This window comes from Devosia oryzisoli (genome assembly GCF_014837245.1).
Lineage (GTDB): Bacteria > Pseudomonadota > Alphaproteobacteria > Rhizobiales > Devosiaceae > Devosia > Devosia oryzisoli.
The window spans coordinates 77,281-98,696 of the sequence record NZ_JACYFU010000006.1 but is presented as its reverse complement, the minus strand read 5'-3'; the positions used below and the strand labels follow the sequence as shown (position 1 = coordinate 98,696).

Genomic DNA, 21,416 nt, shown 5'->3' with positions numbered 1-21,416 from the left:
CTTGAAGAAGCGGCTTACTGCTCGTTCTTCGTCAACCACCGCGTGCGGTGGATGTCCTTGGCGTTGTCCTCGAAGCCTTCGATATAGGGCTTCACCACGTTCTTGGAGACGTACCAGTAGATCGGCAGGGCAGCGAACTCGTCCATGGCGATCTTCTCGGCCTGGGCCAGGACTTCGCCGCGCTTGGCAAGGTCCTGTTCGGTCGAGGCCTGGTCGAGCAGCGTGTCGAACTCTTCGTTCGAGTAGCGGCCGTAATTGTTGCCCCAGTTCATGGTGCCGTCCTGCATGGTGCCCGTCTTGAGCAGGTCCAGCGTGTTGGACGGATCGTTGTAGTCGAGCAGCCAGCCGGCACGGCCGACCTGGAAATCACCCGCACGCAGCGCGTCGTAGTGGACGGCCACTTCGGAGTTGAACAGCTCCACCTTGACGCCCAGCGGCTCCCACATGGCGGCGATCGCCACGGCGATGCGCTGGTGGTTGTCGTTGGTGTTGTAGCGCAGCTGCAGCGTCAGCGGATTGTCCGGGCCATAGCCGGCTTCCTTGAGCAGTTCCTGCGCCTTGGCGACGCGCTCTTCGTAGGGCATCTGCGCCCACTCGGGCATGTAGGCGTTCTCGACATAGTTGCCGGTGCCCGGCGGCACCCAACCATAGGCCGGCAGTTCGCCGGTGCCCAGGATGTCGGGGCCGATCACGTCACGCAGCACCGAGATCGAGAGGGCCTCGCGCACGCGGACGTCGTCCAGCGGCGGCTTTTCCTGGTTCATCACGTAGTAGTAGACGCCCAGGAACGGAGCCACATGGGCTTCGCCCGGCAGATTGTCCTGCATCCACTGATACTGGTCCGACGGGAAGTCGGTGAGGATGTCGAACTCGCCCGCACGGTAGCGGTTGAGCGCGGCCGCCTGGTCTTCGAGGACGTTGTAGTAGACCTCGTCGATCTGCACGTTGGCGGCGTCGTAATAGTCCTCGTTCTTGACCGAGTGGACATAGGAGCCCGGCAGCCATTCCACGATCTTGTAGGGACCATTGGCCACGATGTGGTCCATCTTGGTCCAGTCGTCGCCGAACTCTTCCACCAGGTGCTTGGGCACGGGGAAGGCAGTGTAGTGCGTCAGCGCTTCGATGAAGAAGGGAGTCGGCGCCTCGAGGGTGATTTCGAGCGTCTTGTCGTCGATGGCCTTGACGCCGAGCTCGTTGAGATCGGTCATCTCGCCGGAGTTGATCGCCTGCGCGTTCTTGATGGGATACTGCAGATACGCATATTCGGACGCCGTCTTGGGGTCCATCAGGCGCTGCATCGCAAACACGAAGTCGTCCGCCGTTACCGGCTCGCCATCGGTCCACTTGATGCCGTCGCGCAGATGGAAGGTATAGACCAGGCCATCGTCCGAAATGTCCCAGCTCTCCGCCTGTCCGGGGATGGGCTTGGCGTTGGCGTCATCGGTCACCAGGCCTTCGATATAGTCGCCGACGACGCGGTTTTCCCAATCGCCGGAGACCTTGGCCGGATCGAGCGAGCCGGGGTCGCCACCATTGTGCAGCTGCAGCGTCACGGCAGAGGCCGCAGTGCTCATCATCAGCGCCAGGGCGCCGGCGGTCGATACCGCCTTCAGAGCTGTGGTGATCTTCATTATCGTCCCATCTCCTTGTGGAATTCTTCGTTTCTCTGGCAGGCCACGCGATTGATGCTGCGCGGCTCATTTGTTGCTGCCGCCGTTTTTTACCCGGCGGTCAAGGTGATTGGACGGTATCTCGCAATTCCGTCTACTGACAAGCGAAAACCTTGACCTAAACGTCAAGCACCAGCGTCCAGTCGGCACCAGCAACCCTTGCGGAAGGAAATTTGCGTTCCGAACCAAAGGATTGCGCCGAAGTGACTCGGGCCACACGCCCTGTGGATCGCTTTTGATCTACGGTCCGAACAAACCGCTTTGCTGGACGAGATAAATCCCGATCGCCACCGCGACCAGCACGGCAAAGGGCACCCAGCCGGGCAGCGGGCCTCGTGGTTTCTTCACCGGCGGCTCGGGTTTCTTCTCCGGCCGCCGGAACGGAATGATGTTGTCGTCGCTCATGCCGCGCTTTCTACCAGCGCGGCGACGCCCATGCCACCCGCCGTGCAGACCGAGATCAGCGCCCGCTTGCCCGCCTGCCCCGAGAGCAGCTTGGCCGTGAGGCCCAGGATACGCGCCCCTGTGGCGGCAAAGGGATGCCCATAGGCCAGGCTCGACCCCTTGACGTTGATCTTGCCCGGGTCGATCTCGCCCAGCACGGCCTCTCGTCCCAGCACGTCCCGGCAATAGGCGGGGTCGTTCCAGGCCTTGAGCGTCGCCAAAACCTGCGCGGCAAAGGCTTCGTGCAGCTCGAAATAATCGATGTCGGCAAAGCCGAGCCCCGCCCGCTGCAACATCTCGCTCACCGCGATGGTCGGTGCCATCAGCAGCCCCTCGCCATGCGCAAAATCATTGCCCGCCACCCGCCCGGTGGTGAGATAGGCCAGGATCGGCAGCCCCCGCGCCCGGGCCCACTCCTCGCTCGCCAGCAGCACCGAAGCGGCGCCGTCGGTCAATGGCGTCGAATTGCCCGCCGTCAACGTGCCTTCCCCGCTCTGCTTGTCGAAGGCCGGCTTCAGCGTCGCCATCTTTTCAAGGTTCGCGTCGGGCCGCACATTGTTGTCCTTGAGAAGGCCGGCGCAGGGCACGAGAAGATCGTCGTGAAACCCCTCGTCATAGGCCTCGGCCGCATGCCGATGGCTCGCCACCGCCAGCGCGTCCTGCGCCTGGCGCGGAATATGCCACTCCTTGGCCATCAACTCGCAGTGCTGGCCCATTGAAAGCCCGGTGCGCGGCTCATTGACCGAAGGCGCCACCGGCGACAGCTCGCCGAAATTGAACCCCTTGAACGCCTTGAGCTTGTCGCCCGTGGTCTTGGCCGCGTTGGCATTGAGCAGCCGGTGCTGGAACTTCGGCCCGAAGACGATCGGGCTGTCGCTCACCGTATCGGAACCCGCAGCAATGCCGCTCTCGATCTGCCCCGACGCGATCTTGCCCGCCAGCATCAACGCCGCCTGCAGGCTCGTGCCGCAGGCGATCTGCAGTGTCGTTCCCGGCGTGCGCGGCGACAGTCCTGCGTCGAGCAGCGCCTCGCGGGCGATGTTGAAATCCCGGCTATGGTTGATCACGGCGCCGGCGACCACCTCGTCCACTTTCTCGCCCTTGAGCCCGTATTTGTCCGCCAGCCCGGCCAGTGTCGTCCCCAGCAGCGACAGATTGGTTTCCTCCGCATAGGCGGTGCCCCCGCGCGCAAACGGAATGCGGGCTGATCCGACAATGGCAACACGCTTGAGTTCAGTCATTTCTTGTCTCCAAAGTCGGGGCTGGCAAGATCTTTACCTCGCCCCTGAGGGGAGAGGCGCGAAGCGCCGGGTGAGGGGTTCACCGTCGCGAACCAGGACACTCGTCACGCCCGCCCATCCGCGCGCGCCCTCATCGGCCCGCCCAGGAACGGCGCGAAACCGGTGCCTAGGATGACGCCGATATCGGCCAGGTCCGCATTGGCCACCACGCCCTCGCCGACCACGACCTCCGTCGTGTCCACCAGCGGCCGCACCAGTTCCTTGCCGAGCGCTGCGAGATCCGGATGGTTGGGCGTCTCGCCCTTGATCGGCTTTCCCTTTTCCCATCGGTAAAAGCCTTCGCCGGTCTTGCGCCCCAGCTTGCCCTCGGCAATGAGCTGCGCGAACCGGCTGCCCTCGGGCACCGGATGCCCCAGCTCGCTGGCCACCGATTTGCCGACATCGAGCCCGACCGTATCCATGAGTTCGATCGGCCCCATCGGCATGCCGAACGCCACCGCGGCGGCGTCGAGCAACTCCTTGCTCTCGCCCTTTTCCACCCGCTCGACGGCACCGAGCATGTAGGGCATCAGCACGCGATTGACGAGGAAACCCGGGGCCGACTTCACCACCACGGGTGACTTGCCGATGGCCAGCGCGAAACTGGCCCCCTTGCCGATCGCCTCGTCCGAATTGAAGCGCGAGCGGATCACCTCCACCAGCGGCAGCTGCGCCACCGGATTGAAGAAGTGCAGCCCGATCAGCCGCTCGGGCTTGTCGAGCGCCTCCGCGATGCGTTCGAGTTCGATGGAGGATGTGTTGGTCGCCAGGATGGCGCCGTCCTTGATCTTGCCTTCGACCCCCTTGAAGATCGATTGCTTGACCTCGAGCTTTTCCACCACCGCCTCGATGATCACGTCGGCCCGCGCCACGCCCGTACCCTTCGGGTCGGCGGTCAGCCGCAGCATGGCCGCGTCCACCTCGTGCTTTTTCTTGTAGCGCTTCTTGAACAGCTTCTTGGCCCGGTCGAGTGCCGGCTTGATGCGGTCCATGTCGAGGTCCTGCAGCGTCACCGCCATGCCGCGATAGGCGCACCAGGCAGCGATGTCGCCGCCCATCACCCCGGCCCCGATCACATGCACCCGCGCAAAGCGCTCGCCCCGGACCTTCTGCTTCTTGAGCCCCTCGGAGAGAAAGAACACCCGCCGCAGATTGGTGGCCGTGGGCGAACCCATCAGCGGCACGAAGGCGTCCACCTCGCCACGGATCATGGCTCGCCAGTCATCGCCGTGCTGCTCGAAGAGATCGATCAGCGCGTAGGGCGCCGGGTAATGCTCGCGCCGCGCCTTCTTGGCCACTTGCTTGCGCATCTGGTTGGCCACGGCCTCCCGCACCAGCGGCAGCGCCAGCGCCTTTTTCGCCAACGGCGCCTCGCTCGACTTGCGCTTTTGCAGCACCGCCTTGCGGCCTTCCCAGCGCAGCATGTCGCGGTGCCGCACCAATTTGTCGACGAGGTTGAGGCCACGCGCCGCGCCCGGGCGCAGCATCTTGCCCGTCAGCATGATCTGCATGGCGTCCACCGGTCCCGCCTGGCGGATCGAGCGCCCCGTCCCGCCAAATCCCGGGAAGATGCCCAGGTTCACCTCTGGAAACCCGATGCGCGTCTTGTCGTCATTGACCGCGATCCGGTAGTGGCACGCCAGCGCCAGCTCCAGCCCGCCCCCAAGGCAGAAACCGTGGACGCCGGCGACCACCGGAATGCGCAGCCCCTCGATCCGCGAAAACAGCGCATGCGTCCGTTTCAGCGCCTCCGGCAACACCGAAAAGTCGCTCATCGCGTCGAATTCGCTGATATCGGCACCGGCAATGAAGCCGCTGTCCTTGCCCGAAAGCAGCACCACGCCGATCAGTTCGCCGGAACTGGCCAGATCCTCGAACCGCGCCACCAGCGTTTCGAGCTCCATGATCGCCTCTCGGCTCAGCGTATTGACCGACGCGCCGGGCGTGTCGATCGTCAGCCAGCCGATCTTTTCGACATCGGTGTGAAAGCGCCAGTGCTTGGTGTCAGTGGCCTGTGGGGCGATCATCTTGGCTCCTCGATGCGGATCTTCGTCCTTGCGATGGACCTTCATCCACCACCACGTCATTCCCGCGAAAGCGGGAACCCCTGTTTGCATTTCCCACGGAGGTCCCGCTTTCGCGGGAGTGCCTCCGTATCAAATCGTCGCGCACCCTACTCCGCCGCCATCGGCTGCGATGTAGGCTTAAGCACATCCACCCCGAAATCGTCCACATGCACGGCGCGGTTGGTCGCCTCGTCCGCCGCGCGCATGATGCCCGCCTCGTTCTCGTTCAGCACCCCGGCGGCCACGGCATCGGCAATGGCGTCCCGGTCGAGCCGCCGCTCGATCACGCCCTTGCGCGCGGCCTTGATGAACCGGGCCTCGATCTCCTCGGCCTCCGTCACCTTGAGGAACGCATCTTCGAGGACGCCGGTGACGTCATCCGGGTCCATGCTGACATAGACGCCGGTGGTCAGCCGGTCGCGGAACGCACCGGGCCGCAACACGGCGCGCACGAAGCGATAGTTGACCCGGTCAGAGGCCGGCCGCGCATGCCGCCCGAGTGGGAAGCACAGGAACCGCATCGCTCCGGCAAAGACCGGGTTCGGGAAATTGACAAAGACCTCGCCGAAGGTGGTTTCCATCGACGCCACCCGGTCGGCCAGGATCGCCTCGACCAGTTCGCGGTCCTCGGCAATCTGCCCTTCCTCCTCGAACCGTTTGAGCGTGGCCGACATGATGTAAAGGTCGCCCAGGATATCGGCCATGCGGCCCGAAATCTTCTGCTTGCGCTTGAGCGCACCGCCCAGCACCACCGTGATCCAGTCCGCCACCAGCGCAAAATCCTGCGCATAGCGATGCAGCCGCCGATACCACATCGCCATCGGCCCATCATTGGGGCTCGAGGCGAAGGCGCCATTGGTCAGCCCATGCAGGAAACTGGCGACGATGTTGCGCAGCATGAAGCGCGTATGCCCGCCAAAGGCCGTGTCGAACGCGTCGAGCCCGGCGCGGCGATCCTTGTTCTGCGCCGCCTGCACTTCCTTGAGCAGATATGGATGCGCCCGCAGCACGCCCTGCGCAAAGGTCATCAGCGTCCGCGTCAGGATGTTGGCGCCTTCCACCGTAATCGCCACAGGCAGCGCCTGGTAGGCGCCGAACAGATAGTTCCCTGGCCCGTCCTGGATGGCGCGGCCGCCCTGAATGTCGAAGGCGTCGTCCATGCTGTCGCGCATGGCTTCGGTCGTCGTGTATTTGAGCAATCCCGCCAGCACCGCCGGCCGCTGTCCTTCATCCACCATCGACGCCGTCAATCGCCGCGCCGCCTCGAAGGCATAGGCGCGCTTGACCATCTCGCCCAAAGGCTCGGCCACACCTTCCATGATCCCGACGGGAATGCCGAACTGCCGCCGCACCCGCGCATAGGCCGACGTGGCGCGCAGCGTCGCTTTGATGGAGGTCGAGCCGATGGCGGGCAGCGAAATGGCGCGCCCCGTCGAGAGGCACTCCATCAGCATGCGCCAGCCCTGTCCCGCATAATCGGTGCCGCCGATCAGATAATCCATGGGCACGAACATGTCGGTGCCGCGCACCGGCCCGTTCATGAAGGCCTGCCGCGCCGGATAGTGCCGCCGCCCGATGTCGAGCCCCGGATGGTCGTGCGGGATCAGCGCCAGGGTAATGCCGATATCGGGCCCGCGGCCCAGATGATTGTCCGGGTCCTTGAGAAGGAAGGCGAGGCCCACCAGCGTTGCGATGGGGGCCAGCGTAATGTAGCGCTTGTCAAAGCTGAGGCGCACGCCCAGCGTTTCGACGCCATTCCACATCTGCCGCGTGACGATGCCGATGTCGCGCATCCCGCCCGCGTCCGACCCCGAATGGACGCCCGTCAGCGCGAAGCAGGGCACCTCCTGCCCGTTGGCGAGGCGATGGAGATATTTGTTCTTCTGTTCGGGCGTGCCGTATTTCTCGAGCAGCTCCCCCGGCCCCAGCGAATTGGGCACCATCACCGTGATGCCTGCCGCCACCGAGCGGCTCGCGATCTTGGAGACGATCATCGACTGTGCCTGCGCCGAAAACCCCAGGCCCCCATGCTCCTTGGCGATCAGCATGCCCAGGAACCCGTTCTCCTTGAGGAACTGCCAGAGCTCGGGCGAAAGATCGGCGCGATTGTGCCGAATGTCCCAGTCGTCGATCATCCGGCAGGCGGTTTCCGTGGGGCCATCGAGAAACGCCTGCTCGTCCGGCGTCAGCGTCAGCGGCCGGATTTTGGTCAGCTTGTCCCAGTTCGGACGCCCCGAAAAGAGCTCCGCATCCCAGCCCACAGTGCCGGCATCAAGCGCTTCCTGTTCGGTGCGGCTCACCCGCGGCAGAATGGATTTGACGGCGCCATAGATCGGGGTCGTCAGCACCTTCAGCCGGATCGGCTTGACCGAGAGTGTCAGCAGCACGGCGCCCACGATGAGCACCAGCCAGCTGCCGAAACCGAGGCCGTAGCCCGCCCCCGTTGCGCCAAAGTGCAGGCCCGATAACAGCCCGATCACCAGCATGGCGGCGCCCCACTGCCAGAGCGGGCTTTCCCGCATTGCCAGAAAGCCGAATACAACCACGCCGATCAGAAAAAGTGCCAGAGCCAAGGCTCGTTCCTCCCCGCGCATCGCTCGCGAGGGCAGCCTGCCCCGTAACGCGACGCTTGCTGTCGAGACGGCCGAGGAGCCCTTTTGGTTCCCTACCGTCAGCTTTCCTGCCGCACCGAGTCGGCTGCTCCCCAGCGCACCGAGCATACTCATGCCCGGCTCCTGGTACATCCCAGATTACCCAAGTTTACGTATACGTCAACATGCCGCCCTAAACGTCGCTAATCAGCAGTATCAGCCTCGTCTCGCCGACTAACCGGCCGGGCAACGAATTGACGCTAGCGGAAACCCGTGGAATAGTTTTGCCTGGTGCTGCCGAACGGCAGCAGAGAAGCGGGCCCGGCCCGCCGCCCGCAAGAGGCACAGTGGAGGACCTCGATGCAGACGACACAACCGGACGCGCCGCGCCCCTGGGTCGCCAGCTATCCCGACGGCATTGCCTGGGACGCCCCTATCGACACCACACCGGTGCACGAACAGGTTCTGGCCGCCTGCCGCAAGAACCCCTCCGGCATGGCTCTCGATTTCCTGGGCGGCACCACCAGCTTTGCGCAGCTGGCCCGCGCCATCGAGGCCTTCGCCGGCGCACTGCAAAAGGAGTTCGGCGTCACCAAGGGCTCGCGTGTGGCGCTGATGCTGCCCAATACGCCCTTTTATCCCATCGCCTATTATGCCGTGCTGCGCGCCGGCGGCACCGTGGTCAACTGCAACCCGCTCTATACCGTCACCGAGTTGAGCCACATCACCGGCAGTGCCGGCGCCGACATCATGGTCACCCTCGACCTGCAGCAGATCTTCGAGAAGGCCGAGGCGCTGCTTTCGGTCGGCCACGTCAAGGACCTCATCGTCTGCCACTTCCCCAACGCCCTGCCGCTGGTCAAGAAGCTCCTCTTCTCCATCGCCAAGCGCAAGGATCTGGCGAACCCGCGCAAATCGGCCCAGGCGAGCCGCGTGGCCTATTTCGATGATCTGCTGACCCGCGGCCACCAGCCGGAGGCGGTCAGCATCGACCCGCACACCGACATCGCCGTCCAGCAATATACCGGCGGCACCACCGGCCTGCCCAAGGGCGCCCTGCTCACCCACGCCAACATCGCGGCCAATATGAGCCAGATCGACAAGTGGGGGTGTGGTCTGTTCTACCCGCCCTCCAAGGTCGTGGCGGTGCTGCCCTTCTTCCACATCTTCGCCATGACCGTCTGCATGAACGTGCCGCTGTGCAACGGCACCCCCGTGGTCATGTTGCCCCGCTTCGAGCTCAAGGCCCTGCTCGATCTTCTCACCCGCACCCGCGCCAACGTCCTGCCGGCCGTGCCCACCCTGCTCGCCGCCATCGCCCGCAGCGAGGCGACCAAACCGGAGCAGCTGGCGAGCCTGGAGGTGGCCATTTCCGGCGGCGCCGCCCTCGCCGATGAAGTCCGCCACAGCTTCGGCAAGAAATCGAAAGCCCTCCTGGCCGAAGGCTATGGCCTCACCGAGGCCTCGCCGGTCGTCTGCTGCGCCGCCCTGCGCAAGCCGTCCAGGCCGATGTCCATCGGCATGCCCCTGCCGGGCACCGATATCCGCTTCGTCGACGTAGATACCGGGGAAGTCGTCGGCACCGGCCAGGATGGCGAATTGCAGGTCAAGGGCCCGCAGGTCATGGCCGGCTACTACGCGGACGAGGAAGCCACCCGGGCCGCCTTTGTCGACGGCTGGCTGCGCACTGGCGACGTCGGCCACATCGATGAGGACGGCTACGTCTTCCTGGTTGACCGCATCAAGGACCTCATCATCTGCTCGGGCTTCAACGTCTATCCCCGGACCATCGAGGAGGCGCTGATGGGTCACGACGCCGTCGAGGAGGTCAATGTCATCGGCGTGCCCGACGATTATCGCGGCGAGGCGCCCGTTGCCTTCGTCAAGCTCAGGGACGGCCAGAGCATCGACGCCCACGGCCTCAAGCTCTGGCTGGCCGACAAGCTCAACAAGATCGAGATGCCCAGGGAGATCATCTTCAAGGACGCCCTGCCCAGGACCCTGATCGGCAAGTTGTCGAAAAAGGAGCTGCGCGAGGAATATGCGCAGACCAAGAGGAAGGCCCCGTGACGTCACCGGACGACACCCGCGACCTCTTCGCCATCGCCGATCTCGCGCGCGAGTTCGGCATTTCCACCCGCGCCATCCGCTTTTACGAATCCAAGGGTCTGCTCTCTCCCGAACGCGTCGGCGCCACCCGCATCTTCCGCCGCCGCGACCGCGCCCGGCTGATCCTCATCCTGCGCGGCAAGCGGCTCGGTTTTTCCCTGCGCGACATCTCCGACTATCTCAGCCTCTATGACGCCGATCGCTCGCAGCAGGTAAGCCTCCTAGCCGAAAAGGTCGAGGAGCGCATCGCCCTCCTCGAGCGCCAGCGCAACGACCTCGAAACCACCATTCGCGAACTGCGCGAAATCCAGAGACTTGCGGATGAACGATTCGCAAAAGCCTGACTTGTGTTTTTGTACGTGCGAACGTACATTCTCAGCTCCGGAGTGGTCAGATGCGCGCCAAATCTATTTCCGATTTCCGTAAGAATATAGCCGCCGACATCGACGCTGCAGTGGACGATCACGTTCCCCTCATCATCACACGGACAGGCGGACGCGAGGCAGCGGTTGTCATGTCCCTTGCCGATTTCGAGTCGTGGAAAGAAACGCTCTACCTTCTCAGCAATCCCGCGAACGCAAAGGAACTTCGTGACTCCATTGCAGAGTTGGATGACGGAAAGGCGCAGCAGCGTGACATGATTGACTAAGCTGCTCTTCACCGAGAGAGCTTGGTCGCATTACACCTACTGGGCCGAAACGGACCGGCGTAAGCTTAAGAAGGTCAACGATCTTCTCAAGGTCATTTTACGCACGCCTCATGAGGGCATTGGAAAACCTGAACCTCTTTTGGGGGAACTCTCGGGGTTCTGGTCTCGCCGGATCGACGACGAACATCGTCTCGTCTATCGGGCGTCGGATGATCTGGTGGAAGTCGTGCAGTGCCGCTTCAACTACAAATCGCGCTAGCGCCCGCCGCGCGGCTTCACAGTCTTGATCATAAAATCCGGCTTCTTCGGCTTCACCCAGCCCTTGGGCGGTTGGCGCACCGGCGCGTTTGAGCCGAGCCCGATCTGTCCCGGCGGCGCCTGCCCCACCGAAACCTTCACCGGGTTTCCGTCCTCGTCGAGGATCACCGTGCCGTCGCCCGTCTCCCCCTTCCAGCGCGCGATCTCGTCCCGCAGCGCTGCGGCCCGCTCGAAATCGAACGCGGCCGCCGCCTCTTCCATTTCCTTCTCCAGCGCGACCAGCCGCGCATGATTGCTTCGCGATGACATCCTTCACCCTCCAGGCGTCTCCCTCCCCCTTGCGGGAGGGTAGTGCAGCTCGGTCCGGAAGGACCGTAGCGAAACCGGGTGGGGGTGTAGCCGTTTCCACAAGCGCCATCCCTACCCCACGAACGCATCCATATCCTCGAGCCGCGCCGCCTCCTGGGCCGGCTTGTCCCAGCGGATGCGGTTGATGCGCGGAAAGCGCAGTGCCACGCCCGATTTGTGGCGCGTACTCTGCTGTGCCGAGTCGAACGCCACCTCGAACACCAAATCCTTTTTCACCTCGCGCACCGGCCCGAACGCGTTGAGCGTGTTGGCCCGGATCCAGCGGTCGAGCTGCTTGAGCTCCTCGTCGGTGAAACCGAAATAAGCCTTGCCGATGGGCACCAGCTCGTTGCCCTTCCACACCCCGAACGTATAGTCCGAATAATACGAGCTGCGCTTGCCGTGGCCGCGCTGCGCATACATCAGCACCGCATCGACCACATTGGGGTCGCGCTTCCACTTGAACCACAGCCCCTTGGGCCGGCCCGGCACATAGGGCGAGGTCCTGAGCTTGAGCATCACCCCTTCATGGCCGTGCTCGTCGGCCCCCTGCCGGCGCAATGTCCCCACCGCTTCCCAATCGTCGAACGACAGGAGTTCGGATATATCCATGCGCGTCTGCGGATTGGCCGCAAACCAGGCTTCGAGCCGCGCCCGCCGCTGCTCCCACCCAAAGGCGCGGATATCTTCGTCGCCGTCGAACAGCATGTCATAGACGCGCACGAACGCCGGCAGCTCCTGCATCTGCCTAGGGCTGGCCACCTTGCGATTGAGTCGCTGCTGCAGATCGTTGAAGCTCTTCGCGTCGAAATCGTGCCCCACCAGCAGTTCGCCATCGAGCACCGCCCGCCCCATGGCCGCCTCGACCACGTCGGGAAAACTGCCCCCGATATCGTCGCCCGTGCGCGAAAACATCGAGACGCCGTCCCGCCCCAGCACCAGTTGCACACGGATGCCGTCCCATTTCCACTCAGCGGAGAAATCGCGCGGATCGAGCCTGTCGAAGTCGCTGTCCTCGATCGGCGTCGACAGCATCATCGGGTGGAAGCGCGCGGTGTGATCGATCTCCGGACGCTCTGTCCTGCCCTCCAGCCAGTCGAACAGCACGCCATAGGGCGGCTTGACCCCGTGCCAGACTTCTTCGATGGCCTGCAGGTCCACCCCGCTCATTTCCGCCAGCGCCGTCTTGGCCAGCCGCGCCGAGACCCCGACCCGCAGCGCCCCCGTCGCCAGCTTCACCAGCGCCCAGCGCTCGTGGTTGGCGGCAATGGTCAGCATGTCGCCGATCACCCGGGGCAGGTCGGCCTTGCTGGTGTGGTTCAGAATCTCCACGACGCCGCTGAGGCTGGGCAATTCTCCCTCGCCATGGTGCGGCCAGATCAGCGCAATGGTTTCCCCCAGATCCCCGACGTAATCGTAGGACAGGCCGAACAGCGTTTCGTCCACCTCGCGCAGCACCGTCTCGCGCAACAGCGCCGGCTTGACGTTGCGGATGTCCATCTCGCCGGTCAGCACCGCCAGCGCCAGCCCCCGGTCCGGGTCCGGCACCTCGGTGAAATACTGCGCCAGCGCCGCAATCTTGCGCGTTCGCGACGGGGTAAGGGCCAAAAGCTCGAGGAGGTCGGCGAACTGCTTCATTCCGCCCCCTCCCCACCGTCGTCATCCAGTCCCGGCAGCGCCAGCGGCTCGGCGTCGAGCCCCTGGCTCTTGCACCAATAGACCAGCGCATCCTCGCGCCCATGCGTCACCCACACGGTCGAAGCACCGCTGTCGAGGATGGACTGGTTGAGCTCGCCCCAGTCGCAATGGTCCGAAATCACCAGCGGCAGTTCCACCAGCGCCTGTCGCGCCCGCTGCTTGATGCTCATCCAGCCGGAAGCCTGGCACACCACCGGGTCGGGAAAGCGCCGGCTCCAGCGGTCGCGAATGGCCGAGGGCGGCGCGATCACGATCTGTCCGGCCATCGCGCCTTTCGGCATCCCCGTCGCCGGGATCAACTGCCCCAGCGGCACGCCCAGTTCTTCATAGAGCGCGCACAGCCGGATCATCGCGCCATGGAGATAGATCGGCTCGTCCCAGCCGGCATCGCGCAACAGCGCGATCACCCGCTGCGCCTTGCCCAAAGCGTAGCAGCCCACCAGGTGGCACCGCTCCGGCTGCGCCTCGACCGACTTCAAGAGCCGCGCGATCTCGTCCTTCGGGTGCGGATGCTGGAACACCGGCAGCCCGAACGTCGCCTCGGTGACCAGAAGATCGCAGGACACGGGCTCGAACGGCTCGGCCGTCCGGTCCGGCAGGCGCTTGTAGTCCCCCGTCACCACCACGCGCTGCCCCGCCGTTTCGACCAGCACCTGCGCCGAGCCCAGAATGTGCCCGGCCGGATGGAAGCTCACCCGCGTGCCATCAAGATCGAGCACCTCGCCAAACGGCAGCGCCTCGAACCGGTCGGCACAGTCCTCGCCATAGCGCACCTTCATGATCGCGATGGTGTCCGGCGTTGCCAGCACCGAACCATGCCCAGATCGGGCATGATCGGCATGCCCATGCGTAATGATAGCCCGGGCCTTGGGCGCGCCGGGGTCGATCCAGGCATCGATGGAGGGGATATAGAGGTCGCGTTCGATGATGGCCATAAACTGCTCCACCGGGAAAAACGGGAACGGTCGGCCGCTTCTCCGGTTGCCTTCCCGTGCCTCATGCAAAAGGACCGCCCATGACTATTGCCACGACACCCCTGCCAGATGGCGGCAGCATTCCCGTCTTTGGTCTGGGCACCTGGATGATGGGCGAACGCGCCGACCGGCTCGACGCCGAAATCGCCACCCTGCGCGCCGGCCTCGAGCAAGGCGTCACCCTCATCGACACCGCCGAGATGTACGGCAATGGCGGTTCCGAAAAAATGGTGGGGCAGGCCATCGCCGGCCGCCGCGACGGGCTTTTTCTCGTCTCCAAAGTCCTGCCGCATAATGCCAGCCGCGCCGGCACTATCCGCGCCTGCGAACAGAGCTTAAGACGCGTCGGCACCGACCGGCTCGACCTCTATCTGCTGCACTGGCGCGGCCAGCACCCCCTCGCCGAAACCGTCGCCGCCTTCGAGGACCTCAAGGCCAGTGGCAAGATCCTGCGCTGGGGCGTCTCCAATTTCGATACCGACGATATGGCCGAACTCCAAGCCATCACCGATGCCTGCCAGGCCAACCAGGTGCTCTACAACCCCTCCCGCCGCGGCATCGAGCACGATCTCCTGCCCCAGGCGCAAAAGGCCGGGATGCCCATCATGGCCTATTCGCCCATCGAGCAGGGCCGTCTCGCCAACAACCGGACCCTGGCCGACATCGCCGCGCGCCACCAGGCCTCCCCCGCCCAGATCGCGCTGGCCTGGGTGCTCCGCCAGCCCGGCGTGGTCGCCATCCCCAAGACTAGCCGCCCCGATCGCGTCGCCGAAAATGTGCAGGCCCTCGACATTCGCCTGACCCAGGCCGACCTCGACGCCATCGACACCGCCTTCCCACCCCCAACCCGCCCTCAGCCCCTCGACATGATCTAGAAGCCGACTACCCCAAACCTCTCAGCCTGCGCCCCTCGCCCCTCAGGGGAGAGGGCCGGGGTGAGGGGTGCACAGGCCCGCCGCCTTGCCTTGCCTGCCCATCCGGTCCAAACACTCTCCAACTCAGGGAGACCGCCCATGCGCCGCACCACCCATCCGGCTGGCTCGATCCACACCTTCACCGTCGACAGCGCCGCGCTCGCCGGCAACCGCCTCGGGGACCCCACGACCCGCCGTGTCGACGTCTACGTGCCGCACGGTCACGATGGCAAAGACCTGCCGCTGCTGGTCGATCTCGTGGGTTTCACCGCCGGCGGCCCGGCCCACACCAATTGGAAGAATTTCGGCGAAAACGTCCCCGAGCGCCTCGACCGGCTGATTGGCGAGAGCAGGATGCCGCCCGTTGCCGTCGCCTTCCCCGATTGCTTCTCGCGCCTCGGCGGCAACCAGTACGTCAATTCGCCGGTGCTGGGGAACTACGAGGATTTTCTCATCGACGAAATGCTGCCCGCCGTCGAAACCCGCTTCGGCTGCGGCGGCATGGGCAAGCGCGGCGTCTTCGGAAAATCCTCGGGCGGCTTCGGCGCCCACATTCACGCCATGCGCCACCCCGATATATGGTCTGCCGCCGCCAGCCATTCGGGCGATGCCGGGTTCGAGAACCTTTATATCCCCGAATTCCCCGGCACTCTTCGTGCCTTGGCAAAATCCGGCAATTCCATCGAACAATGGCTCACCGCCTTCGAAGCCAAGGACAAATTCGACGGCAAGGACACGCTCGTCCTGATGATCCTCGCCCAGGCCGCTAGCTTCGACCCCGACCCGAGCCCGGAAACCTTCCTCGGCCTCCGGCTTCCCGTCACGCTCGACACCTGCGAACTCATCGCGGAGCGCTGGGCCAACTGGCTCGCCTGGGATCCGGCCCGCATGGTCGAAACCCACGCCGACGCCATTGGCAGGATGAAGGCCTTCTACTTCGATTGCGGCACCGAGGATCAATACAACATCCTCTACGGCTCCCGCCGCATCCACAAAACGCTCGACGCCAAGGGCATCGCCCACCGCTACGAGGAATTCCCCGACAACCACTCCGGCGTCGATTACCGCATGGACATCAGCCTGCCCTACCTGGCCAACGCCCTCAGCGCCTGATTGGCTCGCCGGGAATGGCCCGGCGACAACATTGGACACGATATGGGTCTACCGTCATTGCCGGGCTCGTCCCGACGATCCACCAATCAGCCCGCGCACTCCCCTTATTCCTCTCCCTCTCGGGGAGAGGTGGCCCGGCGCAGCCGGGTCGGTGAGGGGGACCTTGCGCCCCGCCCCTACAGCACCCTGCTTACCTCGAGCAGTCCCGGCCGCTTCTCATTAGCCGCGGCAATCGCCGCCTCGCCGCCCAGCACCACCACGTGCCCCTCGCGGGCCACCGCCTCCAGCGCTTCGGCCATGGCGAGGAAATCCGCCCGGCTGGTGCCGAGGATCGCGTCGCGCCGCTCCTGCCGCACTGCGTCCGTCGTGCCGCTGAGCTTGCGCCACATGGCCGAATAGCCCTTGGCGTCGGGAAATTCCGGCCGGTCGAGATCGCCGACCACGCCGATGATCGAGCGCGTCAGGTCCGTCTCGCCGATTTCCGCCCGCAGCGCCTTGGCGGCCCCGTCATAGGCGTCGAGCGTCTTGATCAGGTTCGGGTCGCGATAGGACAGAAACGCGAAATTGCCCGAAGACAGGTCGAACCGGCTCGAGCCACCATAGGCTCCGCCCTGCACGCGCACCTTGTCCCAGAGATAGGTGGTGTTGAGATAGCGCAGCACCACGCTCGACGCGGCCCCGACATCGAACCCCAGCGCCTTGAGATTGGCGCCCTTGCCCACGTAGTTGACCTGCGCCGGAATGATCAGCCCTTCCGATTTCGGCGCCAGCGCCACCGACCAGTCCGCGTCTTCCCGTTGCCCGCCCGGCAGGCCGCCGACGAACCGTTCCAGCGGCGCCTTCGCCTCCGCCCAAAGCGGCGCATCGGCCGTCACGTTGACCACCATGCGTCCGGTGGTGAACAGCGCATCGCGAATGCGCCGCAAGCTGGCCTCGACGCTGTCCCAGTCGCTGTCGATGCGTCTGATCAGCCCTTTGAGGAACTCGAGATAGCTCACGCCCCCCATCTGCTCGGCGATCCAGCCCGCCTCGGTCAGCCCCGATTTCAGCCGCGTATCGACAAAGCCATTGCCGCCGGGCACCAGCCGGGCCTCGAACCCGGCCTTTTCCTCGAGCGCCATCTGGCGGAACCGCGCCTTGTTGTCGAGTTGCGCATCGAGCAGCACGTCGCCCATGATGGCGAGCATTTCCTCGACCTTGTCGCCCACCGCCTTGCCCGAAAGGAAGAACCAGGCCGCCGTTCCCGGACCATCCTGGCGCGTCGCCAGTCCCCTGTGCTGCGCGATGCCGCCGGTCGAGCGCCCGATGCGCTGCGTCAGCGACACGAAATCTTCCTTGCTCGTTCCGGTCTGCAGCAGCGCCCGGCCGAAGAGCGGCAGGTACGGCAATAGCCCCGCGTCCAGCACATGCAGGTCAAAGCCGAGATCGAGATAGACGATGCCCAGCGTCGGCAGATCGTGCACGAAGAGCTTGGCGCCGCCAATGCTGCCTTCTTCGGTCGGCACGGTGCGAATGGACCGGTCGAGGTCGTCCAGCGTCAGCGTCGGGATCTTTGCCAGGTCCTCGGGCTTGTCCACCGCTTCCTGCAGCGCGCGCAACCGCTCGGTGCGCTGGACTACCGCATCGAGCGCGGCGTCGTCCATGCCCTCGCGCACCGCCGCCAGCCGGTCGGTTTCCGCCTTGGCCTCGCGCGCCGCCTGCTGCGGGTCCGCCTCGATGCGGGCCGATACCCGGTGCGGATTGTCGAGGAACAGTCGCCGGATTTCGCGCTCGAAATGCCCCTGGCCCGCCTTGTCCTTGAGCGCCGCCAGCGCCTTTTCGTAGACCAGCGGTTCAAGCGGGTCCCCGCCATGCAGCCAGGCTCCGAGCGCGGTGAACATATAGCTCATGCCGCGCGGCTGGCTGCCCGTATTGTGTTCGCGCAGGTGAAATTCGAAGGTGTTGATCGCCGCTTCCCGCTGCGTTTCGGAAAATCCGGTTTCCGCGATCTCGGCCAGCGTCTCGAGCACCAGCGCCTCGACCTTTTCGCCGTCCGCCGGGTCGATGCCCTTGAGGCCGAAGCCGGCCATGGGCTGGCGCAGCCAGGTGGAGATGCCGCCCCCGATCATGTTTTCGCCCAGCCCGCTTTCGGTCAGCTTCTTGCGCAGCGGCGCTGCCGAATTGCCGGCCAGCAAATAGCTCAGGATGCCGTGGCTCAGCGTCTCCTCGCGCCCCGAGGGCGGCTCGATCATCCAGTTGACGCTGGCCATGCCGTCGCGCCGCTTTTCCGGGTCGATCGTGCCGGCATAGGTGCCTCTCACCTGCCGCGGCGCGTTGAACTGCGGCTGCAGTTTTACCTCGGCATCCACCGGCGCCGCCTCGAAGCGGCTGAAATAGCCATCGAGGATTTCGAGCCGCCTTTCCGGCGCATCGTCGCCCGAGAACACCACCCGCGCATTGGAGGGATGGTAATAGGTCCGGTGAAACGCCTTGAAATCCTCATAGGTGAGGTCCGGGATGGCCTTGGGATCGCCACCCGAGGAATGGCCATAGGTGGTGTCGGGGTAGAGCGCGCGCTGCACCATGTCGTGCATCACCGAGTCCGGCGAGGAAAACACGCCCTTCATTTCGTTGAACACCACGCCCTTGTAGACCAGCGGCGCATCGCGCTCGTCCAGCTCGTAGTGCCAGCCTTCCTGCTCGAACGTGTCCTCGCTGATCAGCGGAAACAGCACCGCGTCGAGATAGACGTCGACGAGATTGTAGAAGTCCTTGAGGTTCGCGCTCGCCACCGGATAGGCCGTCTTGTCCGGAAAGGTCATGGCGTTGAGAAAGGTGTGCATCGAGCCCTTGAGCAGTTCCACGAACGGCTTCTTGACCGGATATTTCTGGCTGCCGCACAGCACCGAATGTTCGAGGATATGCGCCACGCCGGTGGAATCCTCGGGCGGCGTCTTGAAGGTGATGCCGAACACCTTGTTCTCGTCGTTATTGACGAGGCTCAACACCTCCGCTCCCGTCTTCTTGTGCCGGAAGAGCAGCGCCCGCGAGTTGATCTCGCCGATCTCTTCGTCGCGCACCAGGTCGAAAGCGGAATGATAGGTCATGGCAATACTCGATAATCTCGTCGCGTTGCGCGGTAAGGTAGGGGTGGCCACACCAATCCGCCAGAGCGTTTCAAGCAAAAGTGCCGGTGGCCGCTCCCCGAGAAGACCGAAGGTAAGGCGGTTCGGCAAAAGCAATCCCCCCACCCACCATGTCATTCCCGCGAAAGCGGGAACCCCCGTTTCGGATCACCCGCGGACCTCCGGCTTCACCTGCTCCTCATCCCAGCTCCGCAAAACGCTTGCTCAGCGCCGGAAAGCGGTTTGCACTCGCTCTCCGCCCCAGCGCCCCCTCGCCCCTCCGGGGAGAGGGCCGGGGTGAGGGGTCTGCGTCACACCCCGCCGCGGATTTCCGGCTTCACTTCATCCTCGTACCAGGTCCGCAAATGCTTGATCAGCGCCGGGAACAGCGGCTTGCGCTCGCTCGCCGCGACGTTGTCGGCGATCTGCTCCGGCTTGGACACGCCCGCAATGACCGTCGACACCTGCGGATGATCGAGGATCCAGCGCAGCGCGAACTGGCTCATCGGCACGCCCTCGGGTCCGAGCCCCTTGAGCTCCTGCACCAATTCCACGCCCCGATCGAACGGAATGCCCGCAAACGTCTCGCCCACCGAAAAGGCATCGCCATCGCGGTTGTAGTTGCGATGGTCGGTTTCGGCAAAGCGCGTGTTCTTGTCGAACTTGCCGCTCAACAGCCCGCTCGCCAGCGGCAGCCGCACGATGATGCCGACTTCCTTTTCCGCCGCCTTGGGCAGCAGTTCGGTCGCCGCGTCCTGCCGCAGCAGGTTGAAGATGATCTGCAGCGTTGCGCAGCCCGGCTGCTCGAGGCAGATCAGCCCTTCCTCGATGGTCTCGACGCTGGCGCCCCAGTGCCGAACCAGCCCCTCGGCCTGCATCTCGTCCATCCAGCCAAAGATCGAGCCTTCCCGCAACACGGCCGTCGGCACACAATGGAGCTGCGCCAGGTCCAGCGTCGCGACACCAAGGCGCTCAGCCGAGCCCTTGAGGCTCGCCCGCACGGCATCTTTCGAATAGCCGTCGGGGAACATCTTGCCGCCGCGCCCCACCTTGGTCGCCACATGCACGTTCGGTCCCTTGGCGTGCTGGCCGATGCGCGTCTCGCTCAGCCCCCCGCCATAGACGTCCGCCGTGTCCCAGAAGCTGATCCCGGCAGCATTCGCCGCATCGAGAATGGCTTTGGCCGTGTCGTCACCCACCGGCCCGAAATCGCCCCCCAGCTGCCAGCAGCCCAGGCCAATCTCGCTCACCTCATAACCGGTCCTGCCCAGCCGCCGCGTCTTCATGCTCGTTCTCCCGCTTGTCTTTTTGTCGACCACAAGGTCCGGCCCTGCGGCGCGGCTCGGGCCACAGGCCCGCCGCCACGCCGGAGCAACCCGCGCTGACCGCCTTGGTTTCGGACCCTATTCGAAATAGTCCGGAAAATCCCTGATCGTCTGGTTGAGCAACACTTCGGCCCGCGCCAGGTGCGCCCGCATCGCCGCCTCCGCCGCCGCCGGATCGTGCCGGTTGACCGCATCGACGATCTCCCGATGCTCCGCGATGGCCCGCTGGGCCGAGGACACGCCCAGCGTCAGGTAGCGCACCCGGTCGAGCTGCATCTTGTGGTCGTCGATCAGCTGCCAGGCATATTCCACCCCCGCCAGACGGGCGAGGGTGCGGTGGAACAACTCATCAAGGATGTGAAAGCGGCGGCTGTCGCCGGCCGCCGAGGCTTCTTCCTGCTCGCCGATCAGCGCCGCCAGCACGCCCGGCACGTCGTTCCGCGTCTGGCTCGCCAGCCGCCGGATGATCTCCACTTCGATGCTCTCGCGGATGAACCGGCTCTGCCGCACCCCCTCGGGGGAAATTTTCTTGACCACGGTCGCCCGCTTGGGTCGGATCAGCAGCAGCCCCTGCTGCGCGAGACGGATGAAGGCCTCGCGCACGGGCTGCCGCGACACCCCATAGCGCCCCGCGATGTCGCTTTCCGAAATCACGTCCCCCGGCTTCATCGCCATGGTGACGATGTCGTCGCGCAGCGCTTCGACCACGCGCATCGCCATGGTCTCTTCGCCGCTGCCGGTAATGTCTGCGCTAGTCGCTTCTGTCATGCCCGAACCATGAATTGCCGGGCAGCACGATGCGCCCCCTCTTTACCGGCTTCCACAGAAAACTGCGGCCCGTACGCCAGACGGACGCCCGACTGCCCCCGCTCA

At 64.9% G+C, this 21,416-nt stretch carries 16 protein-coding genes and 1 pseudogene; 6 read left to right on the top strand and 11 right to left on the bottom strand.

Annotated elements, in window-relative coordinates; translation table 11 throughout:
- Window positions 1-14: 14 nt before the first annotated feature.
- The 5 genes from IC608_RS17510 to IC608_RS17490 form a co-directional block, all read right to left on the bottom strand.
- Window positions 15-1,577: a peptide ABC transporter substrate-binding protein gene (locus IC608_RS17510; protein WP_191778302.1), complete on the bottom strand. Its 1,563-nt coding sequence runs from the start codon at window positions 1,575-1,577 to the stop codon at window positions 15-17.
- 333 nt (window positions 1,578-1,910) lie between these two features.
- On the bottom strand, window positions 1,911-2,075 hold the full coding sequence (locus IC608_RS17505; RefSeq protein WP_191778188.1) for a hypothetical protein: 165 nt from the start codon (window positions 2,073-2,075) through the stop codon (window positions 1,911-1,913).
- On the bottom strand, window positions 2,072-3,355 hold the full coding sequence (locus IC608_RS17500) for an acetyl-CoA C-acetyltransferase (RefSeq protein WP_191778185.1): 1,284 nt from the start codon (window positions 3,353-3,355) through the stop codon (window positions 2,072-2,074). The genes IC608_RS17505 and IC608_RS17500 overlap by 4 nt, the downstream gene beginning before the upstream one ends.
- 104 nt (window positions 3,356-3,459) lie before the next feature.
- Complete coding sequence (locus IC608_RS17495; RefSeq protein WP_191778183.1) at window positions 3,460-5,421, bottom strand: 3-hydroxyacyl-CoA dehydrogenase NAD-binding domain-containing protein; 1,962 nt, start codon at window positions 5,419-5,421, stop codon at window positions 3,460-3,462.
- 146 nt (window positions 5,422-5,567) lie between these two features.
- On the bottom strand, window positions 5,568-8,033 hold the full coding sequence (locus IC608_RS17490; RefSeq protein WP_191778181.1) for an acyl-CoA dehydrogenase: 2,466 nt from the start codon (window positions 8,031-8,033) through the stop codon (window positions 5,568-5,570).
- 378 nt (window positions 8,034-8,411) lie between these two features.
- Here IC608_RS17490 and IC608_RS17485 point away from each other — a divergent pair, with 378 nt between their 5' ends.
- From IC608_RS17485 to IC608_RS17470, 4 genes are read left to right on the top strand one after another with little or no spacing between them, the layout of a single operon-like run.
- Complete coding sequence (locus IC608_RS17485) at window positions 8,412-10,121, top strand: long-chain-fatty-acid--CoA ligase (protein ID WP_191778179.1); 1,710 nt, start codon at window positions 8,412-8,414, stop codon at window positions 10,119-10,121.
- Window positions 10,118-10,504: a MerR family DNA-binding protein gene (locus tag IC608_RS18380; protein WP_191778177.1), complete on the top strand. Its 387-nt coding sequence runs from the start codon at window positions 10,118-10,120 to the stop codon at window positions 10,502-10,504. The genes IC608_RS17485 and IC608_RS18380 overlap by 4 nt, the downstream gene beginning before the upstream one ends.
- A gap of 50 nt (window positions 10,505-10,554) precedes the next feature.
- Complete coding sequence (locus IC608_RS17475; protein WP_191778175.1) at window positions 10,555-10,809, top strand: type II toxin-antitoxin system Phd/YefM family antitoxin; 255 nt, start codon at window positions 10,555-10,557, stop codon at window positions 10,807-10,809.
- On the top strand, window positions 10,802-11,068 hold the full coding sequence (locus tag IC608_RS17470) for a Txe/YoeB family addiction module toxin (protein WP_191778173.1): 267 nt from the start codon (window positions 10,802-10,804) through the stop codon (window positions 11,066-11,068). Before IC608_RS17475 ends, IC608_RS17470 begins: the two co-directional genes overlap by 8 nt.
- 188 nt (window positions 11,069-11,256) lie before the next feature.
- Here the strand turns inward: IC608_RS17470 and IC608_RS18660 are convergent.
- From IC608_RS18660 to IC608_RS17455, 3 genes and pseudogenes are all read right to left on the bottom strand, one after another.
- Window positions 11,257-11,355 (bottom strand): annotated as a pseudogene (locus IC608_RS18660) (UvrB/UvrC motif-containing protein); the annotation flags it as partial.
- A gap of 132 nt (window positions 11,356-11,487) precedes the next feature.
- Window positions 11,488-13,053: a cisplatin damage response ATP-dependent DNA ligase gene (locus tag IC608_RS17460; protein WP_191778169.1), complete on the bottom strand. Its 1,566-nt coding sequence runs from the start codon at window positions 13,051-13,053 to the stop codon at window positions 11,488-11,490.
- Window positions 13,050-14,048 (bottom strand): ligase-associated DNA damage response exonuclease, encoded by a 999-nt coding sequence (locus tag IC608_RS17455; protein WP_191778167.1) that lies wholly within the window; start codon window positions 14,046-14,048, stop codon window positions 13,050-13,052. The genes IC608_RS17460 and IC608_RS17455 overlap by 4 nt, the downstream gene beginning before the upstream one ends.
- Before the next feature lie 80 nt (window positions 14,049-14,128).
- Here IC608_RS17455 and IC608_RS17450 point away from each other — a divergent pair, with 80 nt between their 5' ends.
- Window positions 14,129-14,962 carry an aldo/keto reductase gene (locus IC608_RS17450; protein WP_191778165.1) on the top strand — a complete coding sequence of 278 codons (834 nt, stop codon included), beginning with the start codon at window positions 14,129-14,131 and terminating at the stop codon, window positions 14,960-14,962.
- Window positions 14,963-15,100: 138 nt separating this feature from the next.
- The gene (locus tag IC608_RS17445; RefSeq protein ID WP_191778163.1) at window positions 15,101-16,114 is read left to right on the top strand and encodes an alpha/beta hydrolase; all 1,014 of its coding nucleotides are present in this window, start codon (window positions 15,101-15,103) and stop codon (window positions 16,112-16,114) included.
- A 176-nt stretch (window positions 16,115-16,290) separates the two neighbouring features.
- Here IC608_RS17445 and IC608_RS17440 read toward each other — a convergent pair whose 3' ends face one another.
- From IC608_RS17440 to IC608_RS17430, 3 genes are all read right to left on the bottom strand, one after another.
- Window positions 16,291-19,200, bottom strand: coding sequence for an insulinase family protein (locus IC608_RS17440; RefSeq protein WP_191778161.1), 2,910 nt, complete (start codon window positions 19,198-19,200; stop codon window positions 16,291-16,293).
- Window positions 19,201-19,529: 329 nt separating this feature from the next.
- Complete coding sequence (locus IC608_RS17435; protein ID WP_191778159.1) at window positions 19,530-20,504, bottom strand: aldo/keto reductase; 975 nt, start codon at window positions 20,502-20,504, stop codon at window positions 19,530-19,532.
- Window positions 20,505-20,621: 117 nt separating this feature from the next.
- Window positions 20,622-21,311, bottom strand: a complete 690-nt coding sequence (locus tag IC608_RS17430) for a GntR family transcriptional regulator (RefSeq protein ID WP_191778157.1) — start codon at window positions 21,309-21,311, stop codon at window positions 20,622-20,624.
- Between the last annotated feature and the right edge of the window lie 105 nt (window positions 21,312-21,416).